The organism is Streptomyces sp. NPDC107517, assembly GCF_055582645.1.
In genome coordinates this window covers 1-19,737 of sequence record NZ_JBVJPM010000039.1, presented here as the reverse complement: position 1 = coordinate 19,737, position 19,737 = coordinate 1, and the positions used below count along the sequence as shown (strand labels likewise).

Genomic DNA, 19,737 nt, shown 5'->3' with positions numbered 1-19,737 from the left:
TTAGGCAACCCCCCGACGCATCCATCCGCGTCGCTGTCCCTGTGCAGAGTGTCAAAGTTCGACCGCTGTATTTGTACACATACGGCTCATGACGACTCCCGGGGGAGGGGCGATAGCCTTGACCCGTGATCAGCGCGATATCTCGCGGGGGCATCGTCGCCCCCTGCCCGCGCCGGGAGCACACGGAGATCTACATCCGTGCCCGGTGCTCCGCTGACCATTCCCTTCGGGACGGAACATGGATGCCGTCCCGGCTCCGGGCAGGAAATACGCCAAAAATGGCGGATAACCGCCCGCTCTTCTCTCATCCCGGCATACCGTCGACATCGACCGGAGACCCCGCGTCGTGGCGTTGTGCCGCATCACTTTCAACGTCACGCAACGGCGCGCGACAGGAGCCAGAGGACAATGCAGACCAAGCTGGACGAAGCCAAGGCCGAGCTGCTCGCACGGGCCGCCCGGGTAGCTGAGAACAGCCCGGCTGGGGGCCATCTCCCGGCCGGGACGAATGGCGAGGGGGCTCCGGACGAGGAGTCCGTGCTCGCGTTCCTCCAGCGCTACTACCTGCACACCGCCCCCGAGGACCTGGCCGACCGCGACCCGGTCGACGCCTTCGGTGCAGCCGTCTCCCACTACCGGCTCGCGGAGGTCCGCCCGCAGGGCACCGCGAACGTCAAGGTCCACACACCGACGGTGGAGGAGAACGGCTGGACCTGCAGCCACTCCGTCGTCGAGGTCGTCACCGACGACATGCCGTTCCTGGTCGACTCGGTCACCAACGAGCTGTCCCGCCAGGGCCGCGGCATCCACGTCGTGATCCACCCGCAGGTCACCGTGCGCCGCGACCTGACCGGCAACCTCCTGGAGGTCCTGCCCGCGGGCAGCCCCGCCGACGGCCACGACACGCTCACCGAGTCGTGGATCCACGTCGAGATCGACCGGGAGACCGACCGCGCCGACCTGAAGCAGATCACCTCCGACCTGCTGCGTGTCCTGTCCGACGTCCGTGAGGCCGTCGAGGACTGGGAGAAGATGCGGGACTCGGCGCTGCGTATCGCCGACGACCTGCCGAGCGAGCCCACCGCCGACGATCTGCGCGCCCAGGACGTCGAGGAGGCCCGCGAGCTGCTGCGCTGGCTGTCCGCCGACCACTTCACCTTCCTCGGCTACCGCGAGTACGAGCTGCGCGACGACGACTCGCTGTCCGCCGTGCCCGGCACCGGCCTCGGCATCCTGCGCTCCGACCCGCAGCACGGCGGAGACGACCACCACCCGGTGAGCCCGTCCTTCAGCCGGCTGCCCGCCGACGCGCGCGCCAAGGCCCGCGAGCACAAGATCCTCGTGCTGACCAAGGCCAACAGCCGCGCCACCGTGCACCGCCCGTCGTACCTGGACTACGTCGGTGTGAAGAAGTTCGACGCCGAGGGCAACGTCATCGGCGAGCGCCGCTTCCTCGGCCTCTTCTCGAGCGCCGCGTACACGGAGTCCGTCCGGCGCGTCCCGGTCGTGCGCCGCAAGGTGCAGGAAGTGCTGCGGGGCGCCGGATTCTCGCCCAACAGCCACGACGGCCGCGACCTGCTCCAGATCCTGGAGACGTACCCGCGCGACGAGCTGTTCCAGACTCCGGCCGACGAGCTGCGCGCCATCGTCACCAGCGTCCTCTACCTCCAGGAGCGCCGCCGGCTGCGGCTCTACCTGCGCCAGGACGAGTACGGCCGCTACTACTCGGCCCTCGTCTACCTGCCGCGCGACCGCTACACCACCGGTGTCCGCCTGCGGGTCATCGACATCCTCAAGGAAGAGCTCAACGGCACCAGCGTCGACTTCACGGCCTGGAACACCGAGTCGATCCTGTCCCGGCTGCACTTCGTCATCCGCGTCGAGCCGGGCACCGAGCTGCCCGTGCTGACCGAGGCCGACACCGAGCGCATCGAGGCGCGGCTCGTCGACGCCGCCCGCTCGTGGGCCGACGGCTTCGGCGAGGCCCTGAACGCGGAGTGCGGCGAGGAGCGCGCGGCCGAGCTGGGCCGCCGCTACTCCGGCGCCTTCCCCGAGGGCTACAAGGCCGACCACTCGCCCCGCGCGGCGGTCGCCGACCTGGTCCACCTCGAGGCGCTCAAGCGCGGCGAGAAGGACTTCGCGCTCTCGCTGTACGAGCCCGTGGGCGCGGCCCCCGGCGAGCGCCGCTTCAAGATCTACCGCACCGGCGCGCCGGTCTCCCTGTCGTCCGTCCTGCCGGTCCTCAACCAGCTCGGCGTCGAGGTCATCGACGAGCGCCCCTACGAGCTGCGCTGCTCGGACCGGACCACGGCGTGGATCTACGACTTCGGCCTTCGCCTGCCGAAGTCGCTCAACGGCAACGGCGACAACCTCGGTGACGACGGCCGCGAGCGCTTCCAGGAGGCCTTCACGGCGACCTGGACCGGCGCCGCCGAGAACGACGGCTTCAACTCCCTCGTCCTGAGCGCCGGCCTGAACTGGCGGCAGGCGATGGTGCTGCGCGCGTACGCCAAGTACCTGCGCCAGGCCGGTGCGACATTCAGCCAGGACTACATGGAGGACACCCTCCGTAACAACGTCCACACCACCCGCCTCCTGGTGAGCCTCTTCGAGGCGCGCATGTCGCCGGAGCGCCAGCGGGCCGGGACCGAGCTGATCGACGGGCTCCTGGAGGAGCTCGACGGCGCGCTCGACCAGGTCGCGAGCCTGGACGAGGACCGGATCCTGCGGTCCTTCCTGACCGTCATCAAGGCGACGCTGCGGACGAACTTCTTCCAGAAGGCCGACGACGGCAAGCCGCACGCGTACGTCTCCATGAAGTTCGACCCGCAGGCCATCCCCGACCTGCCCGCGCCGCGCCCCGCCTTCGAGATCTGGGTGTACTCGCCGCGTGTCGAGGGCGTGCACCTGCGCTTCGGCAAGGTCGCGCGCGGTGGTCTGCGCTGGTCCGACCGGCGTGAGGACTTCCGTACCGAGGTCCTCGGCCTGGTCAAGGCGCAGATGGTGAAGAACACCGTCATCGTGCCGGTCGGCGCCAAGGGCGGCTTCGTCGCGAAGAACCTGCCGGACCCGAGCGTCGACCGTGACGCCTGGCTGGCCGAGGGCGTCGCGTCGTACAAGACCTTCATCTCGGCGCTGCTCGACATCACCGACAACCTGGTGGCCGGCGAGGTCGTGCCCCCGGCGGACGTCGTGCGCCACGACGAGGACGACACGTACCTCGTGGTCGCGGCCGACAAGGGCACGGCGACGTTCTCCGACATCGCCAACGCGGTCGCCGAGTCGTACAACTTCTGGCTCGGTGACGCCTTCGCCTCCGGCGGCTCGGCGGGCTACGACCACAAGGGCATGGGCATCACCGCCCGCGGCGCCTGGGAGTCCGTGAAGCGGCACTTCCGGGAGCTGGGCACCGACACGCAGACCGAGGACTTCACGGTCGTCGGCGTCGGCGACATGTCCGGTGACGTGTTCGGCAACGGCATGCTGCTCTCCGAGCACATCCGCCTGGTCGCCGCGTTCGACCATCGGCACATCTTCATCGACCCGCGGCCCGACGCGGCCACCTCGTACGCCGAGCGCCGCCGTCTGTTCGACCTGCCGCGCTCCTCGTGGGCCGACTACAACAAGGAGCTGATCTCCGCGGGCGGCGGCATCTTCCCGCGCTCCGCCAAGGCGATCCAGCTCAACGCGCACATCCGCGAGGCGCTGGGCATCCAGTCGGGCGCCGCGAAGATGACGCCGGCCGACCTGATGAAGGCGATCCTGCACGCGCCGGTCGACCTGCTGTGGAACGGCGGCATCGGCACGTACGTGAAGTCGTCGTCCGAGTCGAACGCGGACGTCGGCGACAAGGCCAACGACGCGATCCGCGTGGACGGCCAGGACGTGCGGGCCAAGGTGATCGGCGAGGGCGGCAACCTCGGCGCGACCCAGCTGGGCCGTATCGAGTTCGCGCGCAGCGGCGGCAAGGTCAACACCGACGCCATCGACAACAGCGCGGGCGTGGACACCTCCGACCACGAGGTGAACATCAAGATCCTGCTCAACACGCTCGTCGCCGACGGCGACATGACCGTCAAGCAGCGCAACAAGCTGCTCGCCGAGATGACCGATGAGGTCGGCTCCCTGGTCCTGCGCAACAACTACGCGCAGAACACGGCCCTGGCCAACGCGGTCGCCCAGGCGCCCGACCTGCTCCACGCCCACCAGCGCTTCATGCGCCGTCTGGTGCGTGACGGGAACCTCGACCGGGCCCTGGAGTTCCTGCCGGCCGACCGGCAGGTCAAGGAACTGCTGAACTCCCGGCGCGGTCTGAGTCAGCCCGAGCTGGCCGTCCTCCTCGCGTACACGAAGATCACGGCCGCGCACGAGCTGATCCAGACGTCCCTGCCGGACGACCCGTACCTGCGCAGGCTCCTGCACGCCTACTTCCCGCAGGCGCTGCGCGAGCGGTTCACCGACGCGGTCGACGGGCACGCGCTGCGCCGCGAGATCATCACCACGGTGCTGGTCAACGACACGGTGAACACCGGCGGTTCGACGTTCCTGCACCGGCTGCGCGAGGAGACAGGGGCGTCCCTGGAGGAGATCGTGCGGGCGCAGCTCGCCGCGCGCGAGATCTTCGGCCTCGGCGATGTCTGGGACACGGTCGAGTCGCTCGACAATGTCGTCGCCGCGGACGTCCAGACCCGGATCAGGCTGCACTCGCGCCGCCTGGTCGAGCGCGGCACGCGCTGGCTGCTCAACAACCGGCCGCAGCCGCTCCAGCTCGCCGAGACCATCGACTTCTTCCGCGAGGGCGTCGCCCAGGTGTGGTCGGCCATGCCGAAGATGCTGCGCGGCGCGGACGCCGAGTGGTACCAGTCGATCCTGGACGAGCTGACCGCAGCGGGTGTGCCGGAGGAGCTGGCCCAGCGGGTCGCCGGGTTCTCCTCGGCCTTCCCGACGCTCGACATCGTGGCGATCGCCGACCGCACCGGCAAGGACCCCCTGGCCGTCGCCGAGGTGTACTACGACCTCGCGGACCGGCTGGCGATCGCGCAGCTGATGGACCGGATCATCGAGCTGCCGCGGTCCGACCGCTGGCAGTCGATGGCCCGTGCCTCGATCCGCGAGGACCTGTACGCGGCGCACGCGGCCCTCACGGCCGATGTGCTGGCCGCCGGGAACGGCGTGTCGACTCCGGAGCAGCGCTTCGACGCCTGGCAGGAGAAGAACGCGCCGATCCTGGGCCGGGCGCGGACGACCCTGGAGGAGATCCAGAGCTCGGACGCCTTCGACCTGGCGAACCTGTCGGTCGCGATGCGCACGATGAGGACGCTGCTGCGCACGCACTCGTAGGGTCCGCTCGAAGCGGCGGGGGCGCCCCGCACCGGAACTCCGGTGCGGGGCGCCCCCGTTTCGGCTTCCGGACTCTTTCCGTTCTCTTTCCCTTCTCCGGCCGGACTCTTGACCGGTTCTGGCCTGATGGACGGCGCGCCCAATCGGTTGCTCCTGGAGGCGCGTCGGACTCATGAGATTCGGCATAAGCCATCAACTAGGGCATTACGTCTAAAGTGGACCCGATTGTCAGAACGGCGGCGCGCGGCGGAGAGGTCGGGAAGGGTCCATGACGGAAGCGATTCTGCTGGTCGGCGGGCTGGGCACCCGGCTGCGGCCGCTCACGGTCAACACACCCAAGCCCATGGTGCGCGCGGCCGGAGTCCCCTTCCTGGCGCATCAGATCGCCCGGCTCGCCGGCGCGGGCGTGCGCCACATCGTCCTCGCCACCTGCTATCTCGCCGAGGTGTTCGAGCCGTACTTCGGCGACGGATCGGCGTTCGGGGTCCACCTCGAGTACGCCGTCGAGCACGAGGCGCTGGGGACCGGCGGCGCGATCCGCCATGCGGCCGGCCGCCTGGTCTCCGCTCCCGAGGAACCCGTCCTCGTCTGCAACGGCGACATCCTCACCGGCCTCGACGCGCGCGCCCTCCTCAACCGGCACCGCGAGCGCGAGGCCGACGTCACCCTCCACCTCGCCCGCGTCGACGACCCCCGCGCCTTCGGGCTCGTACCGACCGACGCCGACGGCTGCGTACTCGCCTTCACCGAGAAGCCGCAGACGCCCGAGGAGATCGTCACGGACCAGATCAACGCGGGCTCCTACGTGTTCCGCAGGTCCGTCATCGACCACATCCCCGGCGGGCGGGCCGTCTCCGTCGAACGCGAGACGTTCCCCGGCCTGCTCGCCGCGGGTGCCTATCTGCACGGCATGGTCGAGGACTCCTACTGGCTCGACCTCGGCCGGCCCGAAGCCTTCGTGCAGGCCTCCGCCGACCTCGTGCGCGGGGTCATCCACTCACCCGCCGTGCCCGGTGTGCGCGGCGAGTCCCTCGTACTGCCCGGCGCGAAGGTCGCCGCCGACGCCTGGCTCGCCGAGGGCACCGTCGTCGGGGCGGGCGTCCGGGTAGGTGCAGGGGCCGTCGTCCACGGTTCCGTGCTGCATGACGGCGCGACCGTGGGCGCCGGTGCCTATGTCAGGAAGAGCCTGATCGGCGCGGGAGCGCGGATCGGGCGGCGCTCCGTCCTGCACGGCAGCGTCATCGGTGACGGCGCCTACGTCGGCGCCCACAACGAACTGCGGAACGGAACCCGGGTGTGGTGCGAGGCCGTACTGCCCGACCGGGCCGTCCGCTTCTCCTCGCTCGCCGGAGAAGGGCTGACCGAACAGTGAACACGAACTCTCCCGACCTCGGGGCCACACCGGCCGCCGCCCGACCACTGCCCGACGACTGGGCCCGCACCCCCCTCACTGTCGTCATGCCGACGTACAACGAGGCGGGCAACCTGCCCGGCATGGCCGACGCCCTCATGGCGCTCCCCCTCCCGGGCCTGCGCCTCCTCGTCGTCGACGACTCCAGCCCCGACGGCACCGGCGACATCGCCGAGCGGTACGCAGACCGGCACGGCCGCGACCGGATGAGCGTCCTGCACCGCGCCGGAAAGGAGGGGCTCGGCCGGGCCTACGCGGCCGGGATGGCGCAGGCCGTCGCCGACGGCGCGCGCTACGTCCTCCAGATGGACGCCGACGGCAGCCACCCCGCCGACAAGGTGCCCGCCCTCCTCGGCACAGCCCTCTCGACCGGCGCCGGAGTGACCATCGGCAGCCGCTACGTCCAGGGCGGCACGCTCTCCGACGCGTGGGGCGTGCACCGCAGACTCCTGTCCCGCTGGGCCAACACCTACGCGGGCACCATCCTCGGCACCCGCGTCCGCGACATCACCGGCGGCTTCAACCTGTGGCGCGAGGACGTCCTGCGCGCCATCGACCTGGCGTCCGTCGACAGCGCGGGCTACAGCTTCCAGGTCGAGATGAAGTACCGGGCGGTGCGCCGCGGCTTCGGCGTCATGGAGGTCCCCATCCACTTCGAGGACCGCACGGTCGGCGAGTCCAAGATGAACCTGATGGTGCAGCTCGAATCCGTCACCATGCCGTGGAAGCTGCGGGCGAGGGCGCGCCGATGACGGTCCAGACCGCGGCGCGTGAGGCGCCGCCCGTCGTCGTTCCCGTCCTGGTCCGGGTGCGCCGCCTGTCCATGGAGGTCGCCAAGTTCGGCGTCGTCGGCGGCAGCGGCGTCGCCGTCAACTTCCTCGTCTTCAACCTCCTGCTGCACGGCATCGGCCGGGCCCCGATGACCGCGACGGTCCTCGCCAGCTGTGTCGCCATGGGCACCAACTACCTGGGCTTCCGCTTCTTCGCCTACCGGGACCGCGCCTCGCGCACCCGCCGCCAGATCGCGCTGTTCTTCGGCTTCAGCGCGCTCGGCGTCCTGATGGAGAGCGTCCTGTTCTACGCCGGATACCACGGCGCCTCGATGACCGGACCGCTCGCGACGAACATCGCCAAGGCACTGTCCATCGTTCTCGCGTCCGCGTTCCGCTTCCTCGTCTACCGGACGTGGGTCTTCCAGCACGATGCGCGCCGCGAGTAGCGCCGCCCTCAGGGCCGCGGCCCCGCTGGTCCTCCTGCTGGCCGTCGCCCTGCTCGTGGCCGTCGCGATCCGGCTGCCGTGGGCGGGCGATCTCGGCATCCACGCGGCCACCGTCGAGCGCCTGCGCCACGATCTCCTCGATCCGGGCAACCCGCTGGTCGACGAGAAGACGCCGAGCCCGTACTACTCGCCGTGGACGGTGTTCCTCGGCGTCCTCGCCGACGCCACCGGCCTCGGCACCTTCACCGTCCTGCGCATCGCCGCGCTGATCTCGCTGACGCTGCTCGTGACCGGTGTGTGGCGGTTCACCGGCACGTTCACCGAAGCGTCCGCGAGCCGCTCCCGGCGCACGGCGGTCACCGCGCTCGTCCTCCTGTGCCTGCTCCTCCTGTGGGGCACGAGCGTGTTCAACTGGAGCGGCTTCCTCGGCCTCAACTCCCTTGCCCTGACCGTCTCCTACCCCAGCACCTTCGCGCTCGGGCTGTCCTTCCACTTCTGGGCGCTGCTGCGCGGGGCGCTCGCGCGCGGCTGGGGCATGCCCGGGTTCCTCGGCCTCGGCGTGCTGTGGTCCGTGATCCTGCTGAGCCATCAGTTCTCGGGCGTCGTCGCGTCGTTCGGCGCCCTCGCGATGACGGCCGGGGCGAGGCCCTGGCCGGCGCGTGCGGTGTGGGCGCGGCTCGTGGCCGGGCTCGCCCTCGGCGCGGTCGTGCTCGCCGCGTGGCCGTACTACTCGTTCTTCGACCTCTTCCACGCGCAGGGCCTGGAGGAGATCCACCAGGCCCTGTACCGGAACCTGCCCGGCCGGTACTGGCTCCTGCTGCCCGGCGTGTTCGCGCTCGCCCTGCGGTGGCGCAGGGACCGGCGCGATCCGCTCGTGGTCTTCTTCGCGCTCGGGGTGCTGATGTTCGCGGCGGGCTGGGTGAGCGGGCACTACTCGTGGGGCCGGGTCCTGCCGGCCGCCGTGATCCCGGCGCAGGTCGCGGCGGGCCTGGAGGTGATCGGGGCGGGCCGCAGGGCGGTACGCACGGCGTTCGCGGCGGCGCTCGGTGCGGCGCTCCTCGCGGGCGCGTGGACCCAGTCGGGCGTACTCGGCTACGTCGTCCCGCCAGACGTCCTGCCCAAGCCGCTCGCCGACCGCTACAAGCCACCGTGGCGCGGCTACCACTGGGTGACGCCCTGGGTGAAGTACGGGGACGTGGTCCTCGCCACGGACTTCCCCGCGCGCCAGATCCCCGCGTACGGGCCCTACACCGTCGCCCCCGGCTACCCGGACTTCTTCCTGCCCGACGAGGCGGCCCGCACCAGCGCCGTCGGGACCTACTTCGCCCCCGGCACCGAGCGGGCCGCGCGCCTCGACGTCCTGCGCCGCTACGAGGTGCGGTGGATCGTGAGTCACCGCGACGACGCGGGCCTCGCCGCCACCGACCCCGCACTGCACAAGGTCACGTCGGGCCCGGGCGGCCAGACCCTGTACGAGGTCGTCGGCGACCCGGGCTAGCGCAGCGCGCTCCTCACCAGGCGCATCGCGTTCCGTACGCGCCCGTCCGAAGCCGTGGCCAGCCTGCGCGCCACCGGGTGCGTCACCCGGGCCGTGAGCCCGGCCGGCTCCCAGCGGATCTGGAGGCGCCCGCTGCCCCGGCCCTCCGGCTCCAGCGTCACCCGGTGCGGGGCCGCCCCCGAGCGGTACCCGACACGCGCGGTGAGCGCGGGGAAGTCCAGCGGCGCGAGCAGGACCGCGGTGTTGCGCATGCCGTGCTCCTGGAGCTGGAACAACGGATGCCGTACGCCGTCGAAGCCGTGCACCGGGAGCGGGGCCGCCGCCAGGTCGAGCCGCACCCGGCCCTCGAAGACGCCGGGCCGCACCGGGTCGAGCCGCAGCCGCGTCGTCATACGGTGCCGGCCCGGCGCCACGACCAGCGAGGCGACGTGCGGGCCGACGGCGAGGCGCAGACCGGGATCGTACGTGCGCACCGACAGGTCGACGGTGGCGCCCGGGCCGCGCTCGATCCGTGTGATCTCATGCCGGAACTGGGCGCCGGGGAAGGGGCGCGAGTACAACTCCTGGTCGGACAGGTCGAGTTCGGCACGCGCCGTGTCCGACGACGGGATCAGCGCCCCCCAGTAGACGGCACCGGACGCGTCCGTGGCGGTCTCGCGCGGGGCCACCGCGTGGCCGAGCCCGCGCGCCGCGAGCCGGGCGTCGCGGAGGCGGCCGTCGCGCACCAGCTGCAGGACGACCCGCTCGGGGCGCGGCAGCCGGGCGTACGCGCTCGGGGACAGCGTCGCCAGATACGGGTTCACGATCTCGGCGAACCCGGCCAGCCACGCGTCGTCCCGGTGGGGCAGATCGCCCGCGTACATCCGGAAGTCGTGCTTGAGGAACTTGTAGTCCTTGTCCTCGCGCACCCCCGTGTGGCCGCCCGCCGTGAGGAAATCGTCGATGAGTTCCTGCACGTGGACGCGGTCGCGGACGTTGCTCAGCTTGTGCCGCTGGTTGGAGATCGACGCGGCGTCCGCCTCGACGAACGGCGCGATGTACCAGCGGTAGACCGGCTCGGTGATGACCGTGAAGGATTTCGCGAGGCAGTACGCCTGCGCCGAGAACAACTGGTCCTCGTAGTGGATGCCCTCGGGGAAGCGCAGCTGATTGCGGTCGAGGAACTCCCGCTTGTACATCTTGCTCGTCGACAAGTGCTCGAAGAACAGGCCGGGTTCGGCGTCGATCCCGTCGACCGTGCGGTGCTCCGAGACCAGGTGCGGCATCCACGTCGACGTGCGGCCCGTGTCGACGCGGATCCGTTCGACCGAGCCCATCGCGAAGTCGATCTCCCGCTCCCGGTGCGCCGCGAGCAGCAGCTCCACCGATTCCGGCGGGAGTTCGTCGTCGCTGTCGAGGAACATCAGATAAGGGGCGCGGGCGATGTCGAGCGCGCGGTTGCGGGGCGCGCTGCACCCGCCGCTGTTGGCGGGCAGCCGCAGACAGCGCACCCGTGGGTCCGCGGCGGCGAGGCGGCGCGCCACCTCGGGGGTGGCGTCCGTCGAGTGGTCGTCGCTGATGACGACCTCGATGTTGCGGTGCGTCTGGGCCAGGACCGAGGCGACGGCGCGCGGCAGCCGCTCGGCGTCGTTGTAGACGATGACGGTGACCGTGACGTCGGGCGTGATCGTCCTCGTGGGCGTGGTCATCGACGGGTCGCCTCCTCGGGGGTGGGCGCGGGGATGCGCTCGTCGACGGGGATCACCGGGGGCAGCGCCGCCTCGCTCTCGCCGAGGAAGACCCGGCGCACGACCCGCTCGGCGGCGTGACCGTCGTCGAACTCGCAGAACCGGCGCCGGAACGCGGCCCGCGCCTTCCCCGACGCCTCGTCGCGCCACGCGCCCGAGGCGAGGATGTCCGTGAGCTCGTCCTGCGTACGGGCGACGGGTCCGGGCGCCTCGGTGAGCAGGTCGAAGTAGACCCCGCGGGTCTTCGCGTACATCTCCCAGTCGTCCGCGTAGATCACGATCGGGCGGTCCAGATTGGCGTAGTCGAACATGATCGACGAGTAGTCCGTGACAAGGGCGTCCGCGGCGAGGCAGAGCTCCTCGACCGGGTCGTACGTGGACACGTCGATGACCCGCCCGCTGCGGCGCAGGTCCGCGAGCGGCGAGGCCGCCCCGCCGTAGAAGTAGTGGCCGCGCACGAGGAGGACGGTGTCGTCGCCGAGCCGGTCGGCGAGCGTGGCGAGGTCCAGGCGCGGGGTCCAGGAGCCCTCGTAGTCGCGGTGCGTCGGTGCGTACAGGACGGCCCGCCGGTCCGGCGGGATGCCGAGGCGGTCGCGGACGGCGCGGATGTTGGCGGCCGTCGCGCTGTAGAAGACGTCGTTGCGCGGATAGCCGTACTCCAGCGGGACGTAGTGCGTGGGGTAGGCGCGCTCCCAGATCCGCGTGGAGTGGCTGTTCGACGTGAGGCTGTAGTCCCACTTGTCGACGCGGGCCAGGAGCTGGCGGAAGTTGAGGCCCTTGGACGCGGTCGGGTACTCGATCTGGTCGAGGCCCATGCGCTTGAGGGGCGTGCCGTGGTGGGTCATGACATGGACGGCTTCGGGGCGCTTGACCACGGCGTTCGCGAAGTTGACGTTGTTGACGAGGTACTTGGCGCGGGCCAGGACCTCCCAGTAGCGGCGGGAGCCGGGCACGACGTGGTCGGTGCCGGGGGGCAGGAGCGGCACGTCGGCGGCGCGGACCACCCACACCTGGTGGATGCGCGGCGCGAGTTCGGCGAGCTTCGCGGCGATCGCGCCCGGGTTGCAGGTGATCCCGCGGTCCCAGTACGCGGAGAACACGGCCAGGTCCGGGTCCACGGGCCGGCGCAGCTCCCGCCGGTAGCGGTGGGCGCGGACCTTCGCGCCGATCCGCCGCTTGCGCTCCCGGGTCGCGGACTTCAGGGCGCGCCGCTTGTGGTTGACGCTCTGGAAGGCGCGGTACCGGGAGTACGCGTCCTCTTCGAGCAGGCGGCGCCGGATGCCTTCGAGCCCCGCGGGCCTGCGGTAGCCCTCCGGCCGCCACGCGACGGCCGCGCACGAGGCCCGGCGGAAGAACTCGCGGCCCACGGGCTCCGGCATCCCGGCGCGGGCCACGATCCGCATGCACTCGGTCGCCATCACGTCGTAGAGGACCGCTCGGGGACCGGTCGGCGTGCCGAGGCCGGCCATCAGGCGCTGGAGGTCCTCGTACAGGCCGACGGCCGCGTAGTACTCCTCGGGGGTGAGCGGCGGCAGGCTCGTGGGGCGCAGCCTGCGCTCGTCGAGGACCACGTGCTGGAGCGCGGTGACGCGACCGGCGAGGACGAGGGCGGCGCGGGCCGCGAACCGCTCGTCGGTGGCGGCCAGTTGGCCGCGGTGGTCCCGCCAGAACGCGGCGCGCAGGGCGCGGTTCCCGAGCAGCGGGGTGACCCGCAGCAGGTCGGGGCAGTCCGCGAGAGACAGATCGCGGCCGCCCGCCCTGGCGAGCAGACGGGCGTCGGGGCCCGGGACGCCGGAGGTGCGCCAGTTCGAGTGCACATGGTCGGTGAGCACGACGTCCACGCGGTCGGCACCGTCCGGGAGACCCGCGACCCGCTCCCGTAGCGCCCGCAGCGCGCCCGGGGGCACACGGTCCTTCGCGTGCACGAACAGCAGCCACTCGCCCGAGGCCCGCTCGCCGCCGGCCGCGCGCGCCTCCTCGTCGGAAGTGGCGCCGGGCAGGGCCAGAACGGTGACGCTGCCCGGCACGTCGGCGGTCGGCGCCGGCTCGTCCACCGCGGCGACGACGAGCTCCGCCCCCTCGGGCAACTGGCCGGTCACGCTGTCCAGACAGTCGGCGAGATGCCCCTGCATGTCCCGGCCGTACACGATGACGCTGAGTTCCTGCACGGTCCCCGTCCCTTCTCCTCTTGGCGCCCCATAGTGTCACTAATCAGACAAAAGGGATAAGGGGAGTGGGCCGCCCGCATCGGTCTCAGGCGGAAACGGCGACCTTGGCCTTCTTCGGGTCCGCCTTGCCGTCGTTCGGATTGGTGAACGCCTCGTACGCCTTGAGGACCTCGTCCGTCGGACCGTCCATCCGCAGCTCGCCGCGCTCCAGCCACAGGACCCGGTCGCAGGTGTCGCGGATCGACTTGTTGTTGTGACTGACGAGGAAGACCGTGCCGGCCTCCTTGCGCAGCTCGCGGATGCGGGACTCCGAGCGCTTCTGGAAGGACCGGTCGCCGGTGGCCAGGGCCTCGTCGATCAGCAGCACGTCGTGGTCCTTGGCGGCGGCGATGGAGAACCGGAGCCGGGCGGCCATGCCGGAGGAGTACGTCCGCATGGGCAGCGTGATGAAGTCGCCCTTCTCGTTGATGCCGGAGAAGCCGACGATGTCGTCGTAGCGCTCGCGCACCTCCTCGCGGCTCATGCCCATGGCGAGGCCGCCGAGATGGACGTTGCGCTCGCCCGTGAGGTCGTTCATCAGCGCCGCGTTCACGCCGAGCAGGGACGGCTGGCCATGTGTGAAGATCCGGCCGTTCTCCGTCGGCAGCAGCCCCGCCACCGCCTTGAGCAGCGTCGACTTGCCCGACCCGTTCGTGCCGATCAGGCCGATCGCCTCACCCTTGTACGCGGTGAACGACACCTTCTTCACGGCGTGCACCTTGCGCACGCCGGCCCGCGCCTCGGCCTTCTTCCGCCCGCCGATGATCCGGCCGAGCGCGGCGGTGGCGGTGCCGCGGCCCGCCCCCGTGCCGTTCACGCGGTACACGATGTCGACGTTGTCGACGATGACGGTGGGGATCCGCTCCCCGGAGGTGTCAGCCACGGCCGTACGTCTCCTCTGCCTTCCAGAAGTAGATGAACCCGCCGACGCCCGCGACCAGCGCCCACCCGGCCGCGATCGCCCACACATGGGGCGGCAGCTGACCGTGGTGGAAGCTGTCGATCAGGGCGAAGCGCATCAGGTCGATGTAGACGGCGGCCGGGTTGGCGGACAGCAGTACGTGCACGACGTGCGGCAGGTGCTGGTTCTTGAGCACCTTGTCGATGCTCCACATCACGCCGGACGTGTACATCCACGTACGCAGGAGGAACGGCATCAGCTGCGCTATGTCCGGCGTCCGCGCGCCCATCCTCGCCATCACGAGGGCCACACCGGTGTTGAACACGAACTGCAGCAGCAGGACCGGCAGTACCAGGAACCATGAGAGGGCCGGCGGAACGCCGAAGCAGAGCAGGATCACCACCAGCGCGCACATCGAGAACAGCAGCTGCTGGAGCTGCTGGAGCGCGAACGACACCGGCAGCGCGGCGCGCGGGAAGTGCAGCGCCCGTACGAGACCGAGGTTGCCGGAGATCGCGCGCGTGCCCGCCATGATCGAGCTCTGCGTGAACGTCCACACGAACACGCCCGTGACCAGGAACGGCACATAGTCCGGCACGTTGTGCTTCGTGCCCATCAGTACGCCGAAGATGAAGTAGTAGACCGCCGCGTTCAGGAGCGGGGTCGCCACCTGCCACACCTGGCCGAGCTTCGCCTGGCTGTACTGCGCCGTGAGCTTGGCCGTCGCGAACGCGGTGATGAAGTGGCGCCGCTGCCAGAGCTGGCCCACGTACTCCGCGAGGGTCGGGCGCGCGCCGCTGACCGAGAGGCCGTACCGCGCGGCCAGCTGCGCGGGATCTTCCACCGGGGCGGTGGCCGCCGGCGGGGGAGGTGTGTCGACTGCCTGACTCACATCCGCTGCTTTCGCTCAAAGGGTCGGAGACGTCGGAACGGGTCCGTATCGTCGTGACGCGAGCGTAGGGCGTCGCTACGTCGGAACGCAACCGTTTCGTCGTAACGCCGTAAGCTGTTCACCATGACGACCAACGCCGACTCCGCCAAGCCAGCGCGTCGCCGGGCCCCCGCAGGGGCAGCCGTCCTCCGTGAGGATGTGACCGACGCCATCCGGGCAGCCGTTTTCGAAGAGCTCGCCGCCGTGGGCTACGCCCGTATGTCCATCGAGGGGATCGCGCGCCGCGCGGGCGTCGGCAAGACAGCCGTCTACCGCCGCTGGCGCTCCAAACTGCACCTGGTCCTGGACCTGGTCTCCGCCATAGCGGTACAGGGACTGCCGGCCCCCGACACGGGTTCACTGGAGGGCGACCTGCGCCTCCTGTACGAGGTCACGTCCCGCGCCCTGAGGCATCCGGTCGCCGGCCAGATCATCCCCGACCTCCAGGCCGAGGCCGCCCGCAACCCGGAAATCGCCGAGGCCATGCAGAAGGCACTCCGCGAAGGACAGCACGGGGTGGCCAGCGGCATCGTGCGCAGCGCCGCCGCACGCGGGGAGGTCAGAGAGGACCTCGACGAGGACCTCGCCCTCGACCTGATCTCGGGCCCGCTGTACTGGCGCGCGGTGGTGGTACGGACACCGTTGCCCAAGGGGTACCTGGGGAAACTGGCTTCGGCTACGGCGGCGGGGCTGCGGGTGTTGTGACGGGCGGGCCGCTAGTGCCGGGCTGCGTGGGTGATGAAGGCGGCCCAGGTGGCGGGGGTGGCGGTGAGACAGGGGCCGCCGGGGTTCTTGGAGTCGCGGATGTGGACGGTGGCGGGGGTGGTGGCTACTTCGATGCAGTCGGCCTCGCTGCTGTTGCTGCTGTAGCTGCTTTTGCGCCACTTCAGCTCAGCCCCGGCGGGGAGCTTGCGGATCATGTTTCTCCCAGCAATTGCTCGATGAAGGCCAGGGACTCGCGAGGGGCGAGCGCCTGGGCCCGGATCATTCCATACCGCAGCTCAAGGATCCGGAGCAGTTTTGGCTCGGAGACCGCACGCCCGTTGTACGCCCCTTCCGAGCGTCCAACAGCCGTTCCGTCCCTGAACTTCAGCACCTGCGATTCCCCTTGCATTCCGGCGTGGTCCTCGCGAGCAGTCGGCATTACCTGGATCGAGACGTTGCGCAACCTGCCCAGTTCCATAAGGCGTTCGAGCTGACGGCGTAGAACCATTTTGCCCCCGAGCGGGCGCCGCAGTGTCACCTCTTCCTGGACGAAGCTGAGTGCCGGTGCGGGGGAGCGCTCGAAGACGGACTGCCTCGCCGCGCGAGCTGCAACCGCCCGCTCGATCTCGTCCGGCTCGTATGCGGGCAGCCGCATCTCGAAGAGTGCCCGTGCGTACTCCGATGTCTGGAGAAGCCCGTGCAAGTTGTGGTCTCCGTAGGCCGGCAACTCGACTGCTTGGGCCTCCATCCGCGCCAGATCCCGAACCTTCTTCGGGTACCGGACCTCCGCCACGTCATGCCTCATCGCCGAGATCAGCCCGCCCGCGCGGAGCGCCTCGTCAGCCTTGTCCAGGTACTCCGGGTGCGGGATCCGCTTACCGGCCTCGACCTTGTAGATCAGATCCTCCCCGTACCCGATCGCCGCCGCGAACTCGCCGACCCGCAGCCCCGCCGCCTCCCGGCGCATGCGCAACTGCCGCCCCACCGTTGCCACCACCGCCGCACCCGACTCGTCGTCCGGGTCGACTTCCCATCCCGCATCGTCCGCACTCGCCGGCGCCACCTCCGACGTTCCGTTACCCCTGGGGCCGCTGTGGACAGCCCGGACACGAGTGGACAGGCTCTGGACAGTCCTTGTACGCACCGGAGTCATGGCTGCTCATGGCGCCACCGTTCCGACACGGTGAGTGACATGGAAACAGAAACTCAACTCCGCGCAACCGCACGCCAGTTCACCGTGCTGCTCTCGGCCACGCCGCGCGGGGCGCGCCTGGCCAGGCTGCTGGCCACGGAGCAACTCCGTTCCTGGGGACTCCCGTTCGAAGCAGCAGCGCACATCGTGGCGGAGTTGGCGGCGAACGCCGTGACGCATGGGCGGGTGCCGGGCCGGGACTTCCGGCTCACGCTCCTGATGACTCACGGAGTGATCCGGATCGAGGTCACGGATACGAGGGGTGAGCGGGTCCCGGAGGTGCGCCATTCCGGCGCCGAGGAGGAGTCGGGGCGGGGCATGCTCCTGGTCGAGACGCTGGCGGCGCGCTGGGGCGTGGCGCATGGGCCGACGCCGAGGAAGACGACGTGGGCGGAGTTGCTGGTGCCCCGCGTGAACTGATCAATGCGGATTGCGTGGCTGGTGGGGGTGGGTGGTTGCGGGAGCCTCCATCAGTTTTCGGTTCGTCTGCGGATTGGTGGGGGCGGGCTTTCCCTGGTTGAGGTGCGTACGGGGGCCGGGGTTGGCGGTGAAGTCGTTGTTTGGGGAACCGCGGGTGGGGAGGGCCGGGGGCCGTGAGCGATGCGCGCCGGGGCGGGCTGCGGGGGAAGGCGGCAGCAACAGGAAGGTGGTGGGGGGGAGGGGCGCGTCGACTGGTGACTGGTGTGTAGCGGGCCGGCGTGAAGAGGGTGAGAGGCGGCGGGGTCTCGGCCGCTCCGGTTGCCCGAGGCGCCGACCGGGGCCGCGAGTTGGCTGCCCCTGATGCCGTCTGGGTGGTGGGTTTCTGGCCCTAATCTGCCAATGGTCCCGTCGTCAGCGGTCTCCGGCCGGGTGGACGCAATCCCGCCTTGGGGCGGCATAGACCTCACGCGGGGGATTGGCAGATCTGGGCCGCCACTTGCCGACCCGAGCATTCCCCATGCCGCAGATGCCCGGTGTGGATCACCTATCCGGGTCACGTCCCAACGTCCCCCGAGCGACAGACGCTCGGTCGGGGTACGTCGTTTCGCGCAAGGCGACCTTGGGACCCATGAGGAGATCAGCTATGTACGCAGTAATTCGGCGTTACGAAGGAGTGACTGACTCTGCCGAGGCAGGACGCCGAGTGGACGAGGGATTCGTGTCTCTCCTCCGCCGAGCCCCCGGTTTCGTGGCCTACTACTGGGTGGACGCCGGAGACGGAGTGATGGTCTCCACCAGCGTCTTCGAAGACCAGTCCGGGGCCGAAGAGTCGATCAGCCTGGCGGCGGACTTCGTACGGGACAACCTCTCGTCGCTGCTCCCCAATCGTCCCCAGGTCACGGCCGGCCCGGTCGTGGCTGCTGGGTAGCGACCGGCGAAGTCACGGCACTCCGGCCAGAGCCTTCACATTCCCGGCTCGACCGGGTCCCGGCGGCCGTCGACTCGTCGGCGTCAGGGAGGCCGTGACGAGTGCGGCACCCGGCATGACGCCCGGGCCGGATCGGGAACCTCTCGCCACGATGGTGAGTATGACGGTGACGGCCTGCGTGGCGCTGGTGGCTTGCGTCGCGTGCGGTCCGGAGAATTCCGGGGAAGGCTCGGGCACCAAGCCTTCGCGGTCGTCCGCGCCCAGGGCGAAGGCGGGCGCGATCAAGCGGTACGAGCAGTACCTCCACGCCCTGGGTCATGAGGACATCGACACGGTCTGCGAAGTGGCCGGGCCCGCCGCGAAGGAGGCGCAGGGGCAAGGGAGGGTCTCGGCCCGTGCAAGTCGACGTACGCCACCGTGTTCCAGATGATCTCGCCCGCGCAGAAGAAGGCCCTGCGGACGGCGACGGTCGACCCGCAGCGCGTCGTGGTGCGTACGCCGGACAAGATGGAGATGCCGGTCGCAGCGGTCAGGCCGTCAGCCGCCTTCTCCGAGAGCGACCTCGGCAACGACACCCTGGAGTGCCTCAAGAATGACTGGTACATCACCGACTGAACCGATCGCCCGTCCATCCTTCAGGAGCACTGACCTAATCAGCCCCGCCTCACGAGCCCTCTCCCGCGCGCCCGACCGCGACTTGGGCAGCGAGCCGGCGAGTAGGTGAGCTGGCGAACTGGTAAGCCGGTGGCCCGAATCTGCCAGAGGCCGACGACACCAGCCCCCCTCGCCCGGCTGGACGCAGTCCTGCCTTGGGCTGCCCCTGCCCGCGCCTCGAAGATTGGCAGATCTGGGTCATTCGGCCGCGCTTTTTGGTACCGAGAGCCCTCTCAGCCACGCGCGCTGTCCGGGAGTCCCCGCACTCACGCGCGCTCTTCCAGAAGCCCCACTCACCCGCGCCGTCCCAGAGCCCGCACCCACCCGGGCCCTCCTTGGCGCACCCCACTCACCCGCGCCGTCCCAGAGCCCGCACCCACCCGGCGCCCCCACCCTCCCCCACCTCCCCCCACCTCCCCCCACCCACCCGCGCCCTCCCAGAGCCCCCACCCCCTCCCCTCCCGCTGCCTTGTCTTTCGCGGTTGCTTGTTGGCCGTTGCCTGTGAGGGGGTCACGTCCGCTGGAGTGGTGTATTGACGGCCACTCGGTGATCTCGTTTTGAGGCTATGCGGTGAGTTCCGTGGGCAGGTCGGTCTCGCTGGTT

Annotated in this window: 15 protein-coding genes; 9 read left to right on the top strand and 6 right to left on the bottom strand. The window is 70.5% G+C overall.

Annotated elements, in window-relative coordinates:
• Window positions 1–408 precede the first annotated feature (408 nt).
• From ACZ67T_RS41525 to ACZ67T_RS41505, 5 genes are all read left to right on the top strand, one after another.
• Window positions 409–5,340: an NAD-glutamate dehydrogenase gene (locus ACZ67T_RS41525; RefSeq protein ID WP_469991659.1), complete on the top strand. Its 4,932-nt coding sequence runs from the start codon at window positions 409–411 to the stop codon at window positions 5,338–5,340.
• Between the two features lie 268 nt (window positions 5,341–5,608).
• Window positions 5,609–6,712 (top strand): mannose-1-phosphate guanylyltransferase, encoded by a 1,104-nt coding sequence (manB, locus tag ACZ67T_RS41520; protein ID WP_469991657.1) that lies wholly within the window; start codon window positions 5,609–5,611, stop codon window positions 6,710–6,712.
• Window positions 6,709–7,503: a polyprenol monophosphomannose synthase gene (locus ACZ67T_RS41515; protein ID WP_469991655.1), complete on the top strand. Its 795-nt coding sequence runs from the start codon at window positions 6,709–6,711 to the stop codon at window positions 7,501–7,503. Before manB ends, ACZ67T_RS41515 begins: the two co-directional genes overlap by 4 nt.
• Entirely contained in the window at window positions 7,500–7,970 is a 471-nt protein-coding gene (locus ACZ67T_RS41510) for a GtrA family protein (RefSeq protein ID WP_469991654.1), read from the top strand. Before ACZ67T_RS41515 ends, ACZ67T_RS41510 begins: the two co-directional genes overlap by 4 nt.
• A complete protein-coding gene (locus tag ACZ67T_RS41505; protein WP_469991652.1) occupies window positions 7,954–9,468 on the top strand; it encodes a hypothetical protein in 1,515 nt (504 codons plus the stop codon). The genes ACZ67T_RS41510 and ACZ67T_RS41505 overlap by 17 nt, the downstream gene beginning before the upstream one ends.
• Here ACZ67T_RS41505 and ACZ67T_RS41500 read toward each other — a convergent pair.
• The 4 genes from ACZ67T_RS41500 to ACZ67T_RS41485 all read right to left on the bottom strand — a co-directional run bounded on the left by ACZ67T_RS41500 (window position 9,465) and on the right by ACZ67T_RS41485 (window position 15,195).
• Window positions 9,465–11,156, bottom strand: coding sequence for a glycosyltransferase family 2 protein (locus ACZ67T_RS41500; protein ID WP_469991650.1), 1,692 nt, complete (start codon window positions 11,154–11,156; stop codon window positions 9,465–9,467). The two genes, ACZ67T_RS41505 and ACZ67T_RS41500, sit on opposite strands and share 4 nt — an antisense overlap.
• Window positions 11,153–13,363, bottom strand: coding sequence for a CDP-glycerol glycerophosphotransferase family protein (locus ACZ67T_RS41495; RefSeq protein WP_469991648.1), 2,211 nt, complete (start codon window positions 13,361–13,363; stop codon window positions 11,153–11,155). The genes ACZ67T_RS41500 and ACZ67T_RS41495 overlap by 4 nt, the downstream gene beginning before the upstream one ends.
• Window positions 13,364–13,448: 85 nt before the next feature.
• Window positions 13,449–14,285 (bottom strand): ABC transporter ATP-binding protein, encoded by an 837-nt coding sequence (locus tag ACZ67T_RS41490; RefSeq protein WP_469991646.1) that lies wholly within the window; start codon window positions 14,283–14,285, stop codon window positions 13,449–13,451.
• Entirely contained in the window at window positions 14,278–15,195 is a 918-nt protein-coding gene (locus ACZ67T_RS41485; RefSeq protein WP_469991645.1) for an ABC transporter permease, read from the bottom strand. Before ACZ67T_RS41485 ends, ACZ67T_RS41490 begins: the two co-directional genes overlap by 8 nt.
• A 123-nt stretch (window positions 15,196–15,318) precedes the next feature.
• On the opposite strand from ACZ67T_RS41485, the gene ACZ67T_RS41480 reads away from it, so the two are divergent.
• Window positions 15,319–15,939 (top strand): TetR/AcrR family transcriptional regulator, encoded by a 621-nt coding sequence (locus tag ACZ67T_RS41480; RefSeq protein ID WP_469991643.1) that lies wholly within the window; start codon window positions 15,319–15,321, stop codon window positions 15,937–15,939.
• An 11-nt stretch (window positions 15,940–15,950) separates the two neighbouring features.
• Here the strand turns inward: ACZ67T_RS41480 and ACZ67T_RS41475 are convergent, their stop codons facing one another.
• Together ACZ67T_RS41475 and ACZ67T_RS41470 are read right to left on the bottom strand one after the other, a co-directional pair.
• Window positions 15,951–16,154, bottom strand: coding sequence for a DUF397 domain-containing protein (locus tag ACZ67T_RS41475; protein WP_469991641.1), 204 nt, complete (start codon window positions 16,152–16,154; stop codon window positions 15,951–15,953).
• Window positions 16,151–17,092, bottom strand: a complete 942-nt coding sequence (locus tag ACZ67T_RS41470; RefSeq protein WP_469991639.1) for a helix-turn-helix domain-containing protein — start codon at window positions 17,090–17,092, stop codon at window positions 16,151–16,153. The genes ACZ67T_RS41475 and ACZ67T_RS41470 overlap by 4 nt, the downstream gene beginning before the upstream one ends.
• Before the next feature lie 39 nt (window positions 17,093–17,131).
• Here ACZ67T_RS41470 and ACZ67T_RS41465 point away from each other — a divergent pair, with 39 nt between their 5' ends.
• The 3 genes from ACZ67T_RS41465 (at window position 17,132) to ACZ67T_RS41455 (ending at window position 19,094) form a co-directional block, all read left to right on the top strand.
• Entirely contained in the window at window positions 17,132–17,551 is a 420-nt protein-coding gene (locus ACZ67T_RS41465; RefSeq protein ID WP_469991638.1) for an ATP-binding protein, read from the top strand.
• Between the two features lie 718 nt (window positions 17,552–18,269).
• Window positions 18,270–18,479 (top strand): hypothetical protein, encoded by a 210-nt coding sequence (locus ACZ67T_RS41460; RefSeq protein WP_469991637.1) that lies wholly within the window; start codon window positions 18,270–18,272, stop codon window positions 18,477–18,479.
• Between the two features lie 426 nt (window positions 18,480–18,905).
• Entirely contained in the window at window positions 18,906–19,094 is a 189-nt protein-coding gene (locus ACZ67T_RS41455) for a hypothetical protein (RefSeq protein WP_469991636.1), read from the top strand.
• Window positions 19,095–19,737: the final 643 nt, after the last annotated feature.